We start from the raw sequence: 18,379 nt of genomic DNA, 5'->3' as shown, positions 1-18,379 counted from the left end.
TAGCCGTCGTGGCTGATAGCGTACTCGTTCAATCCGCACACGTGAGGATGATTTTTGTAGGTCCGAATTCATTCGGACAAAATCCAGAAAAACAAACGTTATTGCCAACCTCAAGATTGCGCAAATTTGTCACATCCACATCGCTGCAAATTAGCCAAACGTCGCGTCTTATATTCTACGCGTCCAACTCTTCCCAACGCTGATACGCCGACGCCAACTCCTGCTCCAATCGCGCTAAGTCATCCGTTGCTTTGGCAACCTGATCAGTCGCTTGCTTGTAGAAATCCGGGTCGGCCAATTGCTGCTGACGCTCCGCCATTGCACTTTCCAGTCGCTCAATCTTCTCCGGCAACTGATCCAGCTCACGCTGATCCTTGTAGGAAAGTTTTTTCTTTTGCATTGCAGGTGGGGGCGGTGTTTTGGTCTCGCTTTTTGTTTCTTTCTTTAACGGGATAACCACCACCGGTTCCGGCCGCTGCCGCAACCAATCGCTGTAACCGCCAACATACTCGTTAACAACACCATTGCCTTCAAACGCCAGTACCGAGGTCGCGATATTGTCAATGAACTCGCGGTCGTGGGAGATCAGCAACAAGGTTCCGGCGTAATCAACCAGCAACGCTTCCAGCAGTTCCAGTGTCTCGACATCCAAATCATTGGTTGGCTCATCGAGCACCAGTAAGTTGCAGGGCTTGGTGAACAGTTTGGCCAGTAGCAAACGATTGCGCTCACCACCGCTCAAGGCGCGAACTGGTGTGCGCGCCCGTGCCGGCGCAAACAGAAAGTCCTGCAAGTAAGACAATACGTGTTTGTGCTCGCCATTGACGTCGATGAAGTCAGCGCCATCGGCGACATTGTCGAGTACCGATTTTTCTTCATCGAGTCGATTGCGTAGCTGATCGAAGTAGGCGATCTCCAGTTTAGTGCCGTGTTCAACATTGCCGGTTGTCGGCTCCAGTTGCTTCAGCAGAATGCGCAGCAACGTGGTTTTGCCGACACCGTTGTCGCCGAGTATCGCCAGTTTGTCGCCACGTTCGATCAACAATGAAAAAGGCTTAATCAAGTCGGGCTGCGTTGGGTCCGGTGACCAGCGATAGCTGATATCCTTGGCTTCAATCACCGTTTTGCCGGAACGCTCTGCCTGTTGTAACAACAAGCTCGCGTTGCCTTTGCGTTCACGACGTTGTGAACGCTCGACCCGCAGGGCTTTCAATGCCCGTACCCGGCCCTCATTGCGGGTGCGTCGAGCTTTGATGCCCTGTCTCACCCACACTTCTTCGATGGCCAATTTTTTGTCGAACTCGGCATTGGCTTTTTCTTCGGCGTGCAGAATTTCTTCCTTGCGCCGTAAGTAGTTGTCGTAATCGCCAGGGAATTCACGCAGGGTGCCGCGATCGAGTTCAACGATTTTGCTTGCCAAAGAACGCAGAAACTGTCGATCATGGGTGATGAAGATCAACGCGCCCTGCCATTGCTTCAGATAGTTCTCGATATCAAGAATGGTTTGCACATCTAGATGGTTGGTCGGTTCATCCAGCAGCAACACGTCCGGCTGATTGATCAATGCCCGCGCCAGCAATACACGCCGTTTCGAGCCGCCGGACAGACTGGCAAAATCCGCTTCAGGTTTCAGCGCCAGTCGCGACATTTCCCGTTCGGCGCGGTGCTCCAGTTGCCAGCCATTCGCACGCTCGATTTGCTCCTGCAACTGGTGATAGCGAGCGGTCTGCGGGTCGGTGTGGTGCAACTCACGCAGCCACACGGCCAGTTCGCCAGCGCCGGACAGCACCACATCGCGTACGGAGCCTTGCATGTCGATGGGCACTTCCTGTGCCATGGCCGCCAGACGCACGCCGCTTTGTATGATCAGTTCGCCGCTGTCTGGCTTGATGTCGCCAAGCAATAACCGCAGCAGCGAGGACTTGCCTTCACCATTGCGACCGATGACGGCGACCTTCTCACCTTTTTCCAGACTGAACTGCACGCGATCCAGCAATGGCGTCATACCATAGGCCAGACTGACATCGCGCAAATGAAGCAAGGGCATAGCGACTCAACAATAGAAAACAAAGCGCTATTGTAACGGCGAACGAGGTTGGACCCGGGAAATTCTTCACTGGCGCCGAAACCGGACATCAGTAACAATTTCGCCTGCTGATCAACAGGGGGACATCATGGCACTGGTCAATTGTGAGCGGGATGGCGCGATCGCCATTGTGACGCTGAATCGCCCCGAGAAAAAGAACGCGCTGAATCTGCCGATGTTTGTCGCCATTGATGAATGCATTCGTCGTTTGCATCGCGACCGATCGCTACGGGCAGTGGTGTTAACGGCTGAGGGCGAGGATTTCTGCACCGGACTTGATGTGCAATCGGTGATGGCAAGTCCGGTGTCGGCTCTACGGTTGTTATGGAAATGGTTGCCGGGCAACGCCAATCTGGCACAACGTGTTTCGGTGGGTTGGCGCCGTTTGCCGGTGCCGGTCATTGCCGCCATTCAGGGACGCTGTTGGGGCGGCGGTTTGCAGATCGCACTTGGTGCCGATCAGCGTATGGTTGCACCTGATGCGTCATTGTCAGTCATGGAGGCGCGCTGGGGGTTGATCCCGGATATGGGCGGTACGCTGGCACTGCGTGAATTACTCAGTATTGAACACGCGAAACAGTTGGCGATCAACGGTGACACGCTCAGCGCGGAACAGGCTCAGCAAATCGGATTGGTGACGAGTGTGGCTGATTCGCCGCTGGATGCGGCGGTCAAGGAAGCCAAACGCATGGTCGAGTACTCACCGGATGCCGTGGCTGCCGTCAAACGTTTGTATCGCAAAGCCTGGACGCCGAATGAGCGGGCCATTCTGGCTCGCGAAAGTTTTTATCAATGGCGCATTTTGTTAGGTCGTAATCAACGTATCAAAGCGGCGAATAATCGTCGGGATGAGCCGCAAGCTTTTGTCAAACGATCGAGATGGTAAGAAACGGCAGGCGCTCAACGCCTGCCGTTCACGTGTTTTTCTAAGGTAGTTTCTTTGGCCGCATGATCGAAGCGAGCATCGCGGATACCAACAGCGAAATGATCACGGTCAGTGAGATGAAGATCGGGATCTTGTAGTAGTCGACCAACAGCATCTTGACCCCGACAAACATCAGAACCAGCGCCAATGCCACCGACAAGTAATGGAAGCGATCGGCCATGTCGGCGAGCAGAAAATACAGCGCTCGCAAACCCAGCACGGCAAAGATGTTCGAGGTCATCACGATGAACGGGTCGGTGGTCACGGCAAAAATGGCCGGGATACTGTCGACGGCGAAAATCACATCGGTAATGCCAATCATGATTAACACCAGGACCAATACGGTGCCGTAGCGCTTGCCCTTGCGTATGAATGTCAGTTGTTCGCCGACAAACACGCGGGCGATGCGGAAGTTGCGTCGGACGAAACTCAAGATAGGATTGCTGTCAAAGTCGACGGCATCTGGCTGCCCGTTCAGCATCTTGAAACCGGAATAGAGCAGGAAAGCTCCGAACACATAGAGAATCCAGTGGAATTGTTTGATCAGCCAGGCACCGATCAGAATCAGCACAATACGCAACACCACGGCGAGAATGATGCCATAGACCAGAACCCGTTTTTGAAAATGGGCCGGAACTTTGAAGTAGCTGAAAATCATCAGGAAGACAAAGATATTGTCGACCGACAAGGATTTCTCAATCAGATAACCAGTAAAAAACTCCGTCGCACGTTGGTTGGCAAATTCTCGACCAGCATTGGCATCGAGATACCACCAAAGTAGCGCATTGAACACCAGTGCCAGCGAAATCCATAATAGCGACCAGTTCAGCGCTTCCTTGACTGAAACTTTGTGCGCGCCTTGCGAGCGCAATGAATAGATATCGACAATGGTAGCAACGACAATAAAGACAGCGAAGCCAACCCACATCCACCAGGTACCAATGGTTTCCATTTATCTGGCCTCGTTGTAAGAGCAGAATGATGGCGATGGATATGCTTTTGAAGCGATCGAACAGGACCAGAATGAACAAGGCAAATATTGCATAATGACGACCCAGCAGATGGTGCGAGCGAACAAACATGGCTTACCACGCAGCCGATCGCACCGACGCTGCGTGAAAAGCCAAGAGTCTTGTTCGCAGCATGCTGGCCATTGCGGTCAGCTGCCACCTGCGGTGCCGGAAGCCGGTGAACGGCTACGTGTTGACGACAGTCGCAGCGGGAACTACTCCCCCTTGGGATGACAATAGTATTGGTGGGCTCATATAAGATGTCAATTTTATTGCCCTGGTAAAAGTCGACATCTATGGGTGTATTGGCCCAAATGGATAAAAGCAATGACTGATATTGAAACCCTGCTGGCCAAGCCTGGCCTGTTGCGCATGCCTTGTTGTTTTGATGCCTTGAGCGCGCGCCTGATCGAACAGGCCGGTTTTCCGCTGAGCTTCATGAGCGGATTTTCGGTTTCCGCCGCCCGTTTGGCCGTGCCGGATACCGGCCTTATTTCGTTTGGCGAAATGCTCGATCAGGGTCGTAATATTTGCAGCGCCACCCGTCTGCCGATCATTGCCGATGGTGATACCGGTTATGGCAATGAACTGAACGTCAAACGTACCGTGCATGGCTTCGCCCAGGCAGGGTTTGCCGGTGTCATGATCGAAGATCAACGGGCGCCGAAACGCTGTGGCCATACTCGCGGCAAAGAAGTGGTCGAGCGCGATGAAGCGGTGCGACGAATGCGTGCTGCGCTGGAAGCGCGCGACGAAGTGCGAGCTGGCGGCAAGGCCTTTGTCGTCATTGCCCGCACCGATGCACGTGCGACGCGCGGGCTTGATGAAGCGATTGACCGCGCAAAAAAGTTTGCTGAAATGGGCGCGGATATTCTTTTTGTCGAAGCACCTTGTTCTGAACAAGAAATGGAAAAAATTTGTGCTGAAGTACCGGGCCACAAAATGGCCAACCTGGTTGAGCAGGGCGATACACCGGTGCTATCGCCATCGCAACTGGAGCAAATGGGGTTCAAGATCGCGGCTTATCCATTGACACTGATTAGTGCGGCGGTACAGGCGATGCAAAGTGCGTTGATGGCCCTGAAAACCGACCAGCATCCGCAATCCTTACTCGATTTCAAATCACTACAAAAGCTGGTCGGTTTTGAGCTTTACGATCAAGAACTGGCGCGATTATCGCAGCGCGACTAAAGAGAAAGTTCAGACTTTCTTGGCCAGCCAGCGATCGAGGGCATTGGCGAAGCGTTGTTTATCTTTGTCGCTGAACGCGGCAGGACCACCGGTGTGTTCGCCACTGGCGCGCATCGTGTCGAGAAAGTCACGAATGTTCAAACGCTGACGAACATTGTCCAAGGTGTAGAGTTCGCCGCGCGGATTCAGTGCGGCGACTTTTTTGTCGATCAATTCCGCCGCCAGTGGAATGTCCTGAGTGACAACCAGATCGCCCGGCTGACTGTGTTGCACCAGATAATGATCGGCGGCATCAAAACCCTTCTCGACCTGGACACAACGAATCAGTGATGAAGCCGGTTTCGGCAAGTACTGATTGGCAACCATAGTCACTGGCGTTTGCGTGCGGCCGCTGGCCCGAAAGACAATATCCTTGATGACTTTCGGGCAGGCATCGGCATCTATCCAAATCGTGCGCACGGGAAGGTGAAGGGCTTATAGCTTGATGCGGCCACCGCCGCCGCCAAGACCACCGCCCATGCCACCAAAACCGCCGCTGGGTTCTTGGCCAGGGATGACAATGCTGGACGCGGCCTGACGGCGCATCTCCTGCAGTTCTTCCATGGTTTGTTTCAACGTTTTTTCCGCTTCTTCACCGAACTTGCGGGCGGCTTCTTCCAACGAGCTGGCTTCGATATCAAACATCAATGGCAGCGCACCGGCCGGCGTCATCAATTGAGTCTGCCCGGAATACAGCACGGGCCGGCTGCTGTCGACATTGCCTTGGCCATCAACCGGTGTCATTCGGCGCAGTGTACCAACCTGACGATCGGTAAAGACTTCCTCACGGTACAACTCCGCGGGATTCATGCTCATATCGGGCAATTGGGCCTGGCCTTGGGACATAGTGACACCTCAAAAACTGAACGATGGGTCATTGTACCTGCAACGGCTTCTGGCTGCTGGCTTTGTATCAAATTGTACAGATTGCTGGTTTATTGGCCGTCAGCTAGAGTGCTCGCGCCTTCACAACAGGAAAAGGCATGGAATCAGTCAAGGAGTCATCATGTTTAAAAAAATATTGGGCGTGACAGGCCTGTTAGCCCTAAGTGGATTTTCCAGCGTAGCATCGGCCGGTCTGGTGGAGTTCTCCATCGACAGTCTGCCTTCGGCAATGATGTATTCGCTCGATGAGAATGGACAGGTTGTCAACGAGCTGGTTGATGTTGAAGTGCAGCATTTCAGCGAACAATTCCAGTTTGACCAACTATTGCAGTTCTGGAGCTCGGGCATCATCACGGATATGTATGGTGAAGACGCATACACCTATGCGATGGCGGATTTCGGACCGGTCAGTGCACTGGGTAGCACACCGCTCACCGATAGTTTATTGGCCTATAATCTGATGTCGTTGCCACTAACCATGACAATGTCCATCTCGACGATGGTTAACTTTTGGGATCAAGCTGATCCATCACAAACAGACTTCAGCAATAACTCGATCAATTTCTCGGTAAATTTCAGCGGCCATGAGTCTATCGAACAAAGCGAAGATTCCTTTATCAACAACTGGTTCAACTATTCACGTCAGTACGTCATTCACCTTCCCGGAGTCAACAACGCGGCTGAGGTATTCAGCTATGATCCGCTGAGTTTATTGAATGCGCTGCAAAGCGGTGAGAGCAGCACCGTGGTTTTCTACGAGCTGGGTTACACCGGTTCCGCTGTGTGCGACTACAGTGGCACATGTACGAACAATCTTTACACTGGCATGCATTACAACGGTTTCGGAAGCTACCAGTTTGCTGACATAACAGATGTGCCGGCACCGGCAGGGTGGCTGCTGTTTGCTATTGCCGGAGGTTTCCTGTTACGCAGAAAGTCCAGCTGATAAAGTGAGCTGTCAGAATCAAAAAGAGGGCTTCATGCCCTCTTTTTTATGTCAGGAAATTTTCCAGTGATGAGTTGAAGACTTCATCGAATTGCCGAGAAAACAAGGAGATGAGAGCTTGGCACAACATTTGAATGCTATCAGCACAGTAAGTTTACTGATTGTCGCGCCAACAAAAAATAAACCTCCATGCGACGAACAGACGGGCAAATTTATCGATTCACCCCTAGCGCCGGCGACGGCGCTTTTTTTTGCTCTCGATTTCCTTACCACGCTATCTCGTTCCGCCAGCCCCGTTTTTGGTTATCTGCCATCGAAAGCGAATTCCTTTTGCTGCAGCCATAACAAGATGGTAGAAACCTTTGAATGCTTCTCCCTGGCAAAAACGTTCATAGCGGTATTTGAGTCCATTGCTCACAATAAAGCTTCCGCGCAGAGAAAAGCCCCGTCCTTACAGCGCAACGCACATTTTGAGATCACGAAAATCTAAACAGCCATCGCCGTGCATGTTTTGAAAATTTTCGTACTACACTGAATGCATCATTGGTTCGAGGAACGTTGTGCGCGGCGATGGCTGGTTCCACTCGGTGTGCTCCAAAGATGACTATATGACTGAACGAGTCGAACCTCTCTACAAGCTGGATGATGTGTTGCAGCGTATATGGCGCGCAGCACCGGTGCTGATCTCGATCAAAAACGTGCAAGGCGAGATTCTGGCAGCCAGCGATCATTTTGATCAGCTCGAGTTACCGCCGCGTTCGCAGTGGCTGGGCAAGTCAATAAAGGAGTTGTTTGCGCCGGCGATTGCACAACGTATCGCCGGTTATGATCAGCAGGCCTTGGCACAGCAGCGTCCAATTAGCTTCATTGAAGAATGGAAAACGAAGCAGGGCAAGCACGAAACGTATCGTGCGGTCAGCTTTCCTTTGATCACCTCTGAAGAAAAGGCGGTTTGCACCATCGCCGTGTCACGCCATGGTGCCCACTCTTCAAGCAATGACGAATTGCCGGCGGTTTTGTCAGCACTGGTCGAAGGGGTGTTGAAGATCGAGCTGGATGGCGCCGTGTCACTGAGCAATACGGCGGCAAGGGAGCTATTGCAATTACCGGAAACCTCCCAGCAGAACTGGCTACCGGATTGGCATGTCGTCGACGAAGAAGGCAAGCGCTTGTCGGCGATTGAGTTTCTGCAGGCGTTACAGGCGTTTGCCACCCGTGATGAGACGCATAAGGTAGTTCGCTTCTGCGCTGATTCGAATGCGTCGAAATGGCTGATGGCGCAAGCGCAACCTTTGTATCGCGATAACGAAAAAAAGCCCTACGCCACGGTGGCGTCGTTGGTGCCGATTGACCAGCTGAAGAAAGCGGAACATGAATTGGCGATTTACGCTGATTTGCTCGAACGCACCAGCGAAGCGATTATTGTTTACAACGCCGAGCGACGCATCATCAAAGTCAATCGGGCGTTTAGTAAGTTGACCGGGTACAGTGCCGACGATGTCGTTGGCGCTGGACCGGAAGTGTTTCGTACTCCGATCAACAGTCCGGAGCGTTATCAGCAGATTGACGCGGCGTTGACTGTCGATGGCTGTTGGCAGGGCGAAGTTGAGCGCTCGCGTCGTGACGGCAGTTCATTCACTGCCTGGCTAACTTGCAATCGTATTGAAGATGGACACGGCGAGCTGTCGCATTTCATTTCCATTTTCTCCGATATCAGTGAGATCAAGCATCAGCAACGCACGCTGGACTATCTTGCCCACCATGATTCGTTGACCGGCTTACCGAACCGCAATTTGCTGTTTGATCGCATCGATCACGCCATCAATGTGGCCACTCGGAAAAACGGGATTCATGCGCTGTTGTTCATCGACTTGGATCACTTCAAGGAAATCAATGACAGCGCCGGTCACGGCACCGGAGACAAAGTGTTGATTGAGGCTGCACGCCGAATGCAGCTGTGCACGCGCAAGCAGGATACCTTGGCGCGGCTTGGCGGCGATGAGTTCATGCTGTTTATGGAAGGCGTCACCAGCAAAGAGGAAGTCAGCGTGGTCGCCAATCGGCTGTTGAATGTGATCAGTGCGCCGTATCAGATCGAGCACAAAGAGTTTTTCATCAGTGCCAGTATTGGCATCAGCTATTTTCCAGAAGACGGCAACGACGTCGAAGCGCTGCTGACTTATGCCGACATCGCCATGTATCAGGCCAAATCTTCCGGTCGCAATCGGCTGTCCTGGTATAACCGCCGTTTGTCTGAGGAACTGAGCGAGAGGGTGTCGCTGGAGCGGGCGCTGCACCGCGCACTTGGCCATGACGAGTTGTTTGTTGTGTACCAACCACAGATTGACGTGTTGAGTGGACAGATCATCGGCGCCGAAGCGCTGCTGCGCTGGCAGCATCCGGAGCGCGGGCTGGTGTCGCCGGCGCTGTTCATTCCGATTGCCGAGAAAACCGGCTTGATCAACGCCATCGGTGATTGGGTGCTGGATCAGGTTTGCAGGCAAATCGCCGAATGGGATCAGCAAGGGCTGAATGTGCCATTGGTTGCCGTCAATGTGTCGGCCCAGCAATTGGGCAGCGAGCAATTTGCCGACCGGGTGTTGGCGCATCTGATTCACCATCAGCTCAGTAGTGAGCGCCTGGAACTGGAGCTGACCGAATCGGTGCTGATGTGTCTCGATGACGCCAATGCCTGCATGCGTCGCTTTGCCGATGCCGGTATTCGCCTGGCGATAGATGATTTTGGCACGGGCTTTTCATCGCTCGCTTATCTGCGCGCGCTGCCGGTGCAACGTCTGAAAATTGACCGCTCGTTTTTGATGGAGGTGCCGGGTAACCGCAATGACGAATCGATTGTTCGAGCCGTTATTGGTCTGGCTCACAATCTGAACATCGATGTCATTGCTGAAGGGGTAGAGACGGAACTTCAACAACAGTTTCTGCATCAGAACCATTGTTACGCTGTGCAAGGTTACCTGCATGGCAAACCCATCAAGGCGAATGATTTTGCCGCCTATCTGCGACGTACGTCGCCATCGGAAAACCGATTGCTACGGTAATTTTCAGCACTAAATGTGATCCCAAATTTTGCGCGTCTTTGTGATCACACAAGTGAAAAAAAGCTAATAGAATCAATATTTTGCTTGCGCCTTATCGCGGCTAATGCGAGGCTTGCCGCAGTGCTTTTCAAAGACGCCAGTACATGCATTAAATGAAGATTGAATCTGTCCAAGAGCGTACATATCAGAACTTAAGGGAAGCATTGCATCGCGGTGATTTTCAGCCAGGAGAGAAACTGAAGATTCGGCAATTGGCCGCTCGCTGGGGGGTGAGTGCCATGCCGATTCGCGCCGCATTACAACGACTGGTGGCCGAAGGGGTGCTCGACGCCGAGCATCAACGTTCCGTACGCGTGCCATTAATGAGTGCCAGTCGTTATCGACATTTGCTCGACGTCCGCTTATTGCTGGAAGGGTATGCCGCAGAAAAAGGCGCCACACGCCTCGATGATGCACAAAAGCGACAAATGCGCGAACTATTGACCCAGATGCGCGAAGCAATTATCAAGCACGATGCGCAAACCTACCTGGATGCCAACAGCCAGTTTCACCTGACGCTGTACCGCGCCAGTGGCAACCCATTGTTGAACCGGATGATCGATTCGCTGTGGTTGCAGACCGGTCCGTTGTTTCATTACCTGTTCGATTCCGACGAACTGCAAATGCCGTTCAACGAATTTCATGTTGACGTCATGCAAGCCATCGATCAGGGCGACGGTTTCAAGGCCCGTGCTGCGATAGAAGCCGACCTGCGTTATTTCGGCAAATACCTGACCGCCCACATGGACCGTTTATCGGCCAGCGCCTGAACCCGATCTTTCCCCGCTTGTCGTGCGCCGCGGTTTACGGCACAGTAACCGTGACCGTGTTCGCAGTTTGAAGGGGGGTAGCGATGGGGTTGTGGATTGCTGACAGTGGCCTGAGCGAGGACAAAATCGCCAATGGTGTAGCCGCTGCCGACAAAGTGCTGAAAGACATGGGGGTGGCACCGGAGGCGGCTTATCAAGCCGTCAATGCGATGTTGGAAGGTGAGGAAGACTTCGACCGCGATGCCGCCGACGCTTGGGAAAACGCTGAAACAGCGGCCTTCCGTGTGGTGTTCGCCGGTATGGAGCACTGGCCGGAAGAGGCGGCGCTGACGTTGAAACATTGAGTTGCATGAATGCAAAAAAACGCGCGCTTCGGTGCGCGTTTTTGTTTGCCTGAGCAAAGCCTGTGGTTTGAACCCAAGGCCCATCCTGGTCTAGGGTACAGGCTATGAACCTTGAGAAACCGAATCCCAAACGCCCGACGTTGCAGAAAGACCTGAAGCGCGTCGGCTTTTTCACGCTGGCCTTCGGCGCCATGATTGGCGTCGGCTGGGTGACGGCGCTCGGCAGTTGGTTGCAACAGGCCGGACCGTTTGGCGCGGCGCTGGCCTTTGTTGTCGGCGGCGCGGTCATGGTCTGCATTGCCCTGTGCTATGCCGAGCTGACCGCGATGATGCCGGTTGCTGGCGGCGAAGTCGCTTACGCCTATCGAGCCTTTGGCGTATTCAAGTCATTCCTCGTTGGTTGGTGTCTGGCGTTTGGCTACATCGCGATTTCCGGATTCGAAGCGATTTCGATTGGTTTGGTGCTGAGCTTTCTGTGGCCGGCGACCGATCGTTGGCCGCTGTACAGCTTTGCCGGTTCTACCGTTTACCTGAGCCATTTACTGTTGGCATTGATTTGCACCGCGGCGATCACTTTCATTCACTTACGCGGCGTTAAACAGGCAGCGCGTTTGCAGAATTTTCTGACCTTCAGCTTTTTACTGATCTGCGCCTTGTTCGTTGGTGCCGCATTCATGGTTGGCAAACCCGGCAACTGGCAACCGGTGTTTGCTTCGACCGAGCAAGGCATGCTGGCTGGCTTTCTGGCGGTGTTGATCACCATTCCGTTTTGGTTTGTTGGCTTCGACACGATTCCGCAAGCCGCTGAGGAATCGGCTAACGAGGTGCCGGCGCGCACGCTGGCGAAACTGATCATTGCCTCGGTTATCGCCGCAACCGTGTTTTATGTGTTGTTGATCCTCGGGCTCTCCTATGCCGGACCTTGGCAACAAACGGCTGCGGCCGATCTGCCGGCGGCGAAAGCGATTTTGTTTGCGTTGCAATCGCCGCTGATGATGAACCTGGTTTTATTGGCCGCATTGATCGGCTTGTTCACCAGTTGGAACGGTTTTTTTCTGGCTGGCTCGCGGGTGCTGTTTGCGCTCGGTCGCGGATGTATTATTCCGACACGTTTTGGCGAAACGGATCAGCAACGCGGTACCCCTGCGGCGGCAATCTGGGTTGTCGCACTACTAACGGTACTGGCGCCCTTGATGGGCAGGCAAACGCTGATTTCACTGGTCAATGCCGGTTCGCTGTTTATCAGTATGGCGTTCTTCGGCGTGTCGCTGTCGGTGCTGAAACTGCGTCGCATCGCGCCGGATGCGAGCAGGCCATTTCGTGTGCCTGGCGGTAGCGTGATTCCGTTTATCGCCGCATTGGGCTCGGCCGCGATGATCATCGCGATGGTACTGCCGGGCTCACCGGTGGCATTGAGCTGGCCGCGAGAAATACTGATTGTTGCGTGTATGTGTACGGTAGGCGCGTTGCTGTGGCGTTTGGGCGCCAAAAGCCGAGTCAGTGCAAGCGATAGCGAACGTGATTATTTGATTCTGGAAATCGCCGGGCAAGAAAAGCACTAATCCTTTCACCAAGATTTATGCTGTACGCAGACATTAACATTCATTCCAATCAGCCCAGCTGAACGGCCTGTTTAATAAATGCTGCTGCCTTCTTATCGGTGATATCCTGCTCGCTGAATAGCTTCAGATGCCGACGAAACTTGCCTTTTCCTTCAAGTAACCCGTCTTTGTCGACAAACTGCGCGCCTTGGCTGAACTCAATGGAAACATGCCGCTGATAAGCAAACACACCGCCAATCAATGAGCCATCAAGGTTGAATACCATGCCGCCATATTTGATGTCTTCCTGAATACCTTTGCTGGCGCCAAGAAACAGCTTACGAACGGTATTGAGCAATGGCAGATGGTTTGGCTGAAAGGTTTGCATGTCCTGCAGGTAGGCGTTCACTTTTGGGCTTGCTGATGTGTTCATGACGCCTCCACTGTTCTACATTCTCTTTGATGAAAATTAGGTTACGGTGCGCTCGAGCAACGCGTCGTCATCTGCGGTTGGCGCAGATCATAAAAGTTTTGAACCGTTACCGAATCCAGCTTGCCATCTTTACGGCGCAATTCGAAAGCGCCACCCCAAACGGTATCCGGGCAGTGTAATACCTGTCTGGTCATCGCCGCCAACGATGGAACTGTGCTACGCAGTTTTTCCAGCGCCTGTTCGGTGTTCATCCACCGCACTTGTCGATCATCCGCACCAGGCTTGAGATCGCCACTAACATATTTGGCGCTTTAGAAGAGCCGGGTAGACATCGTGTCATTGAACTCGTACTGGTAAGTGAACACACCGGACAGCACAGGCTCAGTAATGCTTACACCATGCGTAGCCGCCATCTCATGCAACAGCGCCGCAAGCGTTTGCCGCGATTGATAGCGTAACGCTGGTGTCATCCAGCCAAACTGGGTTTCGCGCGTCAGGATTTCGCCTTGGTCATTACTAATCGTCAGGCGAATCGTGGTGTAGTTGTCGGGTCTTTTCACCGACTCCTCGGCGCCATTTATCGTGGCGAAAAAGCCGAGCAAAACGAAATAAATGCAATGCTTCATCAGTCCATTTCCTTGTATTCGATTTCATCATCATCCTGCCGGGAAACTGTAACGTGAGTGCACCTTCAAGCGTTTTGCGAGCGAGGGCGTTCGTCTCCGGATTCCGTCGGTTGAACGGGCTTGGCTTGTCGCTGTTGCCTCACCGCATGGCAAATCACGGCTGACTGCCACGGGGAGTGGTCGTTTCGGCCGCTGATTGCATAATTATTTAGATATCTAATTTGATATCAAAGTAAATCTATGAGAGGATCCCCATCCGTTATCACGCTGGTGTCCTGTTGATGCCGGTCTATGCTGGAGGAAAGTCCACGGTGCAAGCTTCTGCGAACGAAAGCCTGACGCAGCAGACCGAAGCGGTCTGGGCGGCGATTCGTCGCATGGTGCGGGCAACCGAGCATTATTCCTCGCAGTTACAGCGTCAGACCGGGTTGACCACGGCGAAACTGACCGTGTTGCGGCGTTTGGCCGAGGTCGATGGCACCAGCCTGGCGCCGCTTGCCGAGTCGATTGGTATTTCCCAGGCGACACTGACGGTGTTGGTCGTGCAGCTGGAAAGCAAAGGTTTGGTCATTCGTCGCCGTGACGAAGAGGACCGCCGACGCATTCATCTGCACCTGACCGAGGCCGGTTGGCAGATGTTGGCGTCGGCGCCATCGCTGATTCAGGAAACGTTTCAACAGCGCTTGGCCGACTTGTCGGCGAAAGAGCGTCAGCACCTGATAACGGTTTTGCAACAAGTGGCCGCGATGATGGACAGTCCAGCAGCGCCGGTCGAATTATTTTCCAGTGAGGAGTTGGTTTAGCGTCGCAGCAAGACGCTGATCCGAAATTGCCAGCGCAATTTCCAAGCCTGTAGTGTTTCGATGCAGCAGGCCCTCATGCCACCGTGCCGACGTGACCGGCACCGATGACACAGAGGAGTAACAATCGATGTGCGGCATTGCCGGCGAAATTCGATTTGACGGCCGTATGGCCGATATCCGTACCGTGACCGCGATGACGGAAACGATGGCCGATCGCGGGCCGGACAGTAATGGCTATTTCACTCAAGGTCCGCGTGCGTTTGGCCATCAGCGGCTGCGCATCATGGATCTGTCCGAGCGCTCTCATCAACCGTTCATCGACACCGATTTGGGTCTTGGTGTCGTGTTCAATGGCGCCATCTATAATCACCCGCAATTGCGCATCGAGCTGAAAAACAAAGGTTATAACTTTGTTTCCACCGGTGACACCGAGGTGATCATCAAAGCTTGGCATTGCTGGGGCGAAAAAGCGCTCGATCGCTTGCAAGGCATGTTCGCGTTTTGCTTATGGGAGCGCGATACCGGCCGCAGCATTCTGGTGCGCGATAGGCTTGGCATCAAGCCGCTCTATTACAGCCAAACTGGCGATCATCTGCATTTCGCTTCAAGCTTGAAAGCGCTGCTGAAAGTGCCCGGCGTCAACACCGATTTGGATCCGGTCGCATTGCACCGTTACTTGAGTTTCCATGCCGTGGTGCCGGCGCCGCATACCATTTATCAGGGCATCAAAAAGTTGCCGCCGGCGACAATGATGATCGTCGAACGGGATGGCGCGACAAAAGAGAAAACCTGGTGGAATCTGAGTTTTGAGCGCGGTGAAGCCGACTTGAAACGCTCCGATGCCGAATGGCAGGAACTGACACTGGAAGCGATGCGCACCGCCGTGCGTCGTCGCTTGGTTGCCGATGTGCCGGTTGGTGTGTTGCTGTCCGGTGGCGTTGACTCCTCGCTGATCACCGGTCTTTTGGCTGAAGAAGGCGTGCCGGATTTACGCACCTATTCGATCGGTTTCGAAGCAGTCAATGGCGAAGCCGGTGACGAGTTTGAATACTCGCGCACGATTGCCCAGCATTTCCAAACCGATCATCAGGAAATCTTCATTCCCAGCCGTGACATTCCGACCGCATTGCCGCAAGCCATTGCGGCGATGAACGAGCCGATGGTCAGTCACGATTGCGTGGCGTTTTACCTGCTGTCGCGTGAGGTATCGAAGCGCACCCGCGTCGTGCAAAGTGGCCAGGGTGCCGATGAAGTGTTCGGCGGTTATCACTGGTATCCGCCGATGCTGGAAGCACGTCATCCAGTCGATGATTATCACCGTGTGTTCGCCGACCGCGATCACACGGAAATGACCAAACTGCTGACCCGCGATTTTCTGCAAGACGATTACAGTCGCGCGTACATTGAGCAACATTTCAATCAGCCGGGGGCGACCGATGCTGTCGATAAAGCGCTGCGTATTGATACCACGGTGATGCTGGTTGACGACCCGGTCAAGCGCGTCGACAACATGACGATGGCGTTTGGTTTGGAAGCGCGGGTGCCGTTTCTCGATCATGAAGTGGTCGAGTTGGCAGCGCGCATGCCCGCGATGCAAAAGATCAACCACGGTGGAAAATATGTGCTCAAGGAAGCCGCGCGCAAAGTGATTCCAGCGTCGGTGATCGATCGGCCGAAAGGCTACTTCCCGGTGCCGGCATTGAAGTATTTGAAAGGTGCAATGCTCGACATTGCCCGTGAGCGATTGATGGATGCCAGCGCGAAAACCGCCGGCGTATTCCAACGCGATTATGTCGAGCATTTGCTGGACGACCCGGGCAAGCACATCACGCCGCTGCGTGGTTCCAAGCTGTGGCAGCTGACGCTGCTGGAATGGTGGCTGGATACTCATCAGGCTTCAGCCTGATCGAATACCGATAAACCGATGCGAAGGAAAACCACGATGGTGATTACCATGCAGGCAAACCAGCCTGAGGGCTACACGCCGAATGCCTTGCTCGATTGCGGTTGGGGCAATCTGTATTTTGGTCAGACTTGGGAAGACAGCGCCGATTTGGCGCTGCACTTACAAAAAGAGGCGCAGGGCCGGCGCGATATTGCTGTGTATGTATCGGCGCCGCAAGTGTTGCTGGCACACGCACCACAAGCGCTATTTCTCGACCCTTCGGTGTTTTATCGCTTGCCGCTGAAAGGCAAGTTCACACCGACGATCACGCCGGAAAATTTCCGGGTGCGACCACTGCTGACCCGTGGCGATATTTTGGCGATGAATCGCCTGTACGCGGCACGCGGTATGGTCACCGTCGATCCGGATGCGGTCTGGGCCAAACGCGAACAAGAAACCTTTGTCCATTTGTTGGCGGAAGATCAGGCCACCGGTGAAATTCTTGGCTGCATCATGGGCATCGATCACCAACTGGCGTTCAATGATCCGGAGCGGGGTAGCAGCTTCTGGTGTCTGGCCGTTGATCCGCAATGTCAGGTTCCCGGTGTCGGCAAAGCCTTGGTCGAAGCAATCGCGGTCGAGTTTGCCGATCGTGACCGTCAGTATCTCGATTTGTCAGTGATGCACGACAATCATCAAGCGATTGCGCTGTACGAAAAAATGGGTTTTCACGCCGTTACCGGTTTCGCTGTCAAACGCAAGAACGCGATCAATGAATCCCTGTACAGCGACCCGGAACGATTTGATGGGCTCAATCCGTATTCACGCATCATCATCAACGAAGCGCTGCGGCGCGGCATTGCTGTGCATGTCGTCGATAAAGAACACAATCTGTTCTCATTGAGCTGGGCCGGCCGCGATGTCTTGTGTCGGGAAAGCTTGAGTGAGTTGACCAGCGCGACGGCGATGATGGTTTGCCAGAACAAGGCATTGACCTGTCGCCTGCTGCAAAACGCCGGGCTGCAAATCCCGGCGCAACAGCTCTACCACGACGATAAGAATGCCGAAGAGTTTCTGAAGATTCACGACCGCATTGTCGTCAAGCCGCTGGATGGCGAACAAGGCAAAGGCATCACCGTCGATGTCCAGAACAAATCGGATATGCAAGCGGCAATCGCCAAAGCCAAACAGTTTGACGACGAGGTACTGCTGGAAGCGTTTTATCCGGGTGAGGATTTGCGCATCATCGTGATCAACCACGAAGTGGTTGCCGCTGCAATACGCAAGCCGGCACAAATCGTCGGCGACGGTAAACATGATGTCGACGCGCTGATCGCCAAACAATCACGGCGGCGCGAAGCGGCAACTGGCGGTGAAAGTAAAATTCCGATTGATGATGAAACTCGTCGCTGCGTGCTGGAGCAGGGTTATCAAATGGATACGGTGTTGGAGACCGGCGTCACACTGAAAGTGCGCAAGACCGCCAATTTGCACACCGGCGGCACCATTCATGATGTTACCGAACAGCTACATCCGATACTGAAAGAAGCCGCCATTCTGGCTGCTCGCGTGTTGCGCATTCCGGTTGTCGGATTTGACTTTCTGGTCACCTCACCCTCATCGCCCGAATACGTCATTATCGAGGCCAATGAAAGACCGGGATTGGCCAATCACGAGCCACAACCAACCGCGGAACGTTTCATTGATTTACTGTTTCCGGCGACTTCCGGCGAAGAGTGGCGCTACGGTGAACAAGAACGAAATTCCCGCGCAGACTGAATTCACTGAAGACAGGAG

Annotated in this window: 18 protein-coding genes; 11 read left to right on the top strand and 7 right to left on the bottom strand. The window is 53.7% G+C overall.

Annotated elements, in window-relative coordinates:
• Positions 1 to 175: 175 nt before the first annotated feature.
• Positions 176 to 2,047 carry an ATP-binding cassette domain-containing protein gene (locus E2H98_RS08405; RefSeq protein ID WP_133592691.1) on the bottom strand — a complete coding sequence of 624 codons (1,872 nt, stop codon included), beginning with the start codon at positions 2,045 to 2,047 and terminating at the stop codon, positions 176 to 178.
• A 127-nt stretch (positions 2,048 to 2,174) separates the two neighbouring features.
• Between E2H98_RS08405 and E2H98_RS08400 the strand changes: the two genes are divergently transcribed.
• Positions 2,175 to 2,972: a crotonase/enoyl-CoA hydratase family protein gene (locus E2H98_RS08400; RefSeq protein WP_133592693.1), complete on the top strand. Its 798-nt coding sequence runs from the start codon at positions 2,175 to 2,177 to the stop codon at positions 2,970 to 2,972.
• 40 nt (positions 2,973 to 3,012) lie between these two features.
• Here the strand turns inward: E2H98_RS08400 and E2H98_RS08395 are convergent, their stop codons facing one another.
• Positions 3,013 to 3,963, bottom strand: coding sequence for a TerC family protein (locus tag E2H98_RS08395; RefSeq protein ID WP_133592695.1), 951 nt, complete (start codon positions 3,961 to 3,963; stop codon positions 3,013 to 3,015).
• 385 nt (positions 3,964 to 4,348) lie between these two features.
• Here E2H98_RS08395 and E2H98_RS08390 point away from each other — a divergent pair, with 385 nt between their 5' ends.
• Positions 4,349 to 5,212: an isocitrate lyase/PEP mutase family protein gene (locus E2H98_RS08390; protein ID WP_133592697.1), complete on the top strand. Its 864-nt coding sequence runs from the start codon at positions 4,349 to 4,351 to the stop codon at positions 5,210 to 5,212.
• 9 nt (positions 5,213 to 5,221) lie between these two features.
• Here E2H98_RS08390 and E2H98_RS08385 read toward each other — a convergent pair whose 3' ends face one another.
• Both E2H98_RS08385 and E2H98_RS08380 read right to left on the bottom strand, forming a co-directional pair.
• Positions 5,222 to 5,671: a YaiI/YqxD family protein gene (locus tag E2H98_RS08385; protein ID WP_133592698.1), complete on the bottom strand. Its 450-nt coding sequence runs from the start codon at positions 5,669 to 5,671 to the stop codon at positions 5,222 to 5,224.
• 15 nt (positions 5,672 to 5,686) lie between these two features.
• Positions 5,687 to 6,097, bottom strand: a complete 411-nt coding sequence (locus E2H98_RS08380) for a hypothetical protein (RefSeq protein ID WP_162848212.1) — start codon at positions 6,095 to 6,097, stop codon at positions 5,687 to 5,689.
• Positions 6,098 to 6,257: 160 nt separating this feature from the next.
• Here E2H98_RS08380 and E2H98_RS08375 point away from each other — a divergent pair, with 160 nt between their 5' ends.
• The 6 genes from E2H98_RS08375 (at position 6,258) to E2H98_RS08350 (ending at position 12,856) form a co-directional block, all read left to right on the top strand.
• A complete protein-coding gene (locus E2H98_RS08375; protein WP_133592700.1) occupies positions 6,258 to 7,082 on the top strand; it encodes a hypothetical protein in 825 nt (274 codons plus the stop codon).
• 118 nt (positions 7,083 to 7,200) lie between these two features.
• Complete coding sequence (locus tag E2H98_RS08370) at positions 7,201 to 7,572, top strand: hypothetical protein (RefSeq protein WP_133592702.1); 372 nt, start codon at positions 7,201 to 7,203, stop codon at positions 7,570 to 7,572.
• 118 nt (positions 7,573 to 7,690) lie between these two features.
• Positions 7,691 to 10,141: an EAL domain-containing protein gene (locus tag E2H98_RS19460; RefSeq protein ID WP_133592704.1), complete on the top strand. Its 2,451-nt coding sequence runs from the start codon at positions 7,691 to 7,693 to the stop codon at positions 10,139 to 10,141.
• A gap of 152 nt (positions 10,142 to 10,293) precedes the next feature.
• Complete coding sequence (locus tag E2H98_RS08360) at positions 10,294 to 10,950, top strand: GntR family transcriptional regulator (protein WP_133592706.1); 657 nt, start codon at positions 10,294 to 10,296, stop codon at positions 10,948 to 10,950.
• A gap of 83 nt (positions 10,951 to 11,033) precedes the next feature.
• The gene (locus E2H98_RS08355) at positions 11,034 to 11,294 is read left to right on the top strand and encodes a hypothetical protein (RefSeq protein ID WP_133592708.1); all 261 of its coding nucleotides are present in this window, start codon (positions 11,034 to 11,036) and stop codon (positions 11,292 to 11,294) included.
• 104 nt (positions 11,295 to 11,398) lie between these two features.
• Positions 11,399 to 12,856 (top strand): APC family permease, encoded by a 1,458-nt coding sequence (locus tag E2H98_RS08350; protein ID WP_133592710.1) that lies wholly within the window; start codon positions 11,399 to 11,401, stop codon positions 12,854 to 12,856.
• 49 nt (positions 12,857 to 12,905) lie between these two features.
• Here E2H98_RS08350 and E2H98_RS08345 read toward each other — a convergent pair whose 3' ends face one another.
• Genes E2H98_RS08345 through E2H98_RS08335 form a run of 3 tightly spaced genes read right to left on the bottom strand, consistent with a single transcriptional unit; the run spans position 12,906 to position 13,894 of the window.
• Positions 12,906 to 13,268: a DUF1801 domain-containing protein gene (locus tag E2H98_RS08345; RefSeq protein WP_133592712.1), complete on the bottom strand. Its 363-nt coding sequence runs from the start codon at positions 13,266 to 13,268 to the stop codon at positions 12,906 to 12,908.
• Between the two features lie 41 nt (positions 13,269 to 13,309).
• Complete coding sequence (locus E2H98_RS08340; RefSeq protein ID WP_133592714.1) at positions 13,310 to 13,519, bottom strand: hypothetical protein; 210 nt, start codon at positions 13,517 to 13,519, stop codon at positions 13,310 to 13,312.
• A 60-nt stretch (positions 13,520 to 13,579) separates the two neighbouring features.
• Entirely contained in the window at positions 13,580 to 13,894 is a 315-nt protein-coding gene (locus E2H98_RS08335) for a hypothetical protein (RefSeq protein ID WP_133592716.1), read from the bottom strand.
• A gap of 311 nt (positions 13,895 to 14,205) precedes the next feature.
• Between E2H98_RS08335 and E2H98_RS08330 the strand changes: the two genes are divergently transcribed.
• From E2H98_RS08330 to ngg, 3 genes are all read left to right on the top strand, one after another.
• Positions 14,206 to 14,697: a MarR family winged helix-turn-helix transcriptional regulator gene (locus E2H98_RS08330; RefSeq protein ID WP_157591306.1), complete on the top strand. Its 492-nt coding sequence runs from the start codon at positions 14,206 to 14,208 to the stop codon at positions 14,695 to 14,697.
• A 127-nt stretch (positions 14,698 to 14,824) separates the two neighbouring features.
• Positions 14,825 to 16,603: an N-acetylglutaminylglutamine amidotransferase gene (locus tag E2H98_RS08325; RefSeq protein ID WP_133592720.1), complete on the top strand. Its 1,779-nt coding sequence runs from the start codon at positions 14,825 to 14,827 to the stop codon at positions 16,601 to 16,603.
• Positions 16,604 to 16,639: 36 nt separating this feature from the next.
• On the top strand, positions 16,640 to 18,361 hold the full coding sequence (gene ngg, locus E2H98_RS08320; RefSeq protein WP_133592722.1) for an N-acetylglutaminylglutamine synthetase: 1,722 nt from the start codon (positions 16,640 to 16,642) through the stop codon (positions 18,359 to 18,361).
• Positions 18,362 to 18,379: the final 18 nt, after the last annotated feature.

This window comes from Permianibacter aggregans (assembly GCF_009756665.1).
Lineage (GTDB): Bacteria > Pseudomonadota > Gammaproteobacteria > Enterobacterales > Permianibacteraceae > Permianibacter > Permianibacter aggregans.
This window is presented reverse-complemented; position numbering and strand designations above follow the sequence as displayed.

Coding starts and splice junctions, on each gene's coding strand:
- E2H98_RS08405 (WP_133592691.1), bottom strand. CDS start 2,047: ATGCCCTTGCTTCATTTGCGCGATGTCAGTCTGGCCTATGGTATGACG.
- E2H98_RS08400 (WP_133592693.1), top strand. CDS start 2,175: ATGGCACTGGTCAATTGTGAGCGGGATGGCGCGATCGCCATTGTGACG.
- E2H98_RS08395 (WP_133592695.1), bottom strand. CDS start 3,963: ATGGAAACCATTGGTACCTGGTGGATGTGGGTTGGCTTCGCTGTCTTT.
- E2H98_RS08390 (WP_133592697.1), top strand. CDS start 4,349: ATGACTGATATTGAAACCCTGCTGGCCAAGCCTGGCCTGTTGCGCATG.
- E2H98_RS08380 (WP_162848212.1), bottom strand. CDS start 6,097: ATGTCCCAAGGCCAGGCCCAATTGCCCGATATGAGCATGAATCCCGCG.
- E2H98_RS08375 (WP_133592700.1), top strand. CDS start 6,258: ATGTTTAAAAAAATATTGGGCGTGACAGGCCTGTTAGCCCTAAGTGGA.
- E2H98_RS19460 (WP_133592704.1), top strand. CDS start 7,691: ATGACTGAACGAGTCGAACCTCTCTACAAGCTGGATGATGTGTTGCAG.
- E2H98_RS08360 (WP_133592706.1), top strand. CDS start 10,294: ATGAAGATTGAATCTGTCCAAGAGCGTACATATCAGAACTTAAGGGAA.
- E2H98_RS08355 (WP_133592708.1), top strand. CDS start 11,034: ATGGGGTTGTGGATTGCTGACAGTGGCCTGAGCGAGGACAAAATCGCC.
- E2H98_RS08350 (WP_133592710.1), top strand. CDS start 11,399: ATGAACCTTGAGAAACCGAATCCCAAACGCCCGACGTTGCAGAAAGAC.
- E2H98_RS08345 (WP_133592712.1), bottom strand. CDS start 13,268: ATGAACACATCAGCAAGCCCAAAAGTGAACGCCTACCTGCAGGACATG.
- E2H98_RS08340 (WP_133592714.1), bottom strand. CDS start 13,519: ATGAACACCGAACAGGCGCTGGAAAAACTGCGTAGCACAGTTCCATCG.
- E2H98_RS08335 (WP_133592716.1), bottom strand. CDS start 13,894: ATGAAGCATTGCATTTATTTCGTTTTGCTCGGCTTTTTCGCCACGATA.
- E2H98_RS08325 (WP_133592720.1), top strand. CDS start 14,825: ATGTGCGGCATTGCCGGCGAAATTCGATTTGACGGCCGTATGGCCGAT.
- ngg (WP_133592722.1), top strand. CDS start 16,640: ATGGTGATTACCATGCAGGCAAACCAGCCTGAGGGCTACACGCCGAAT.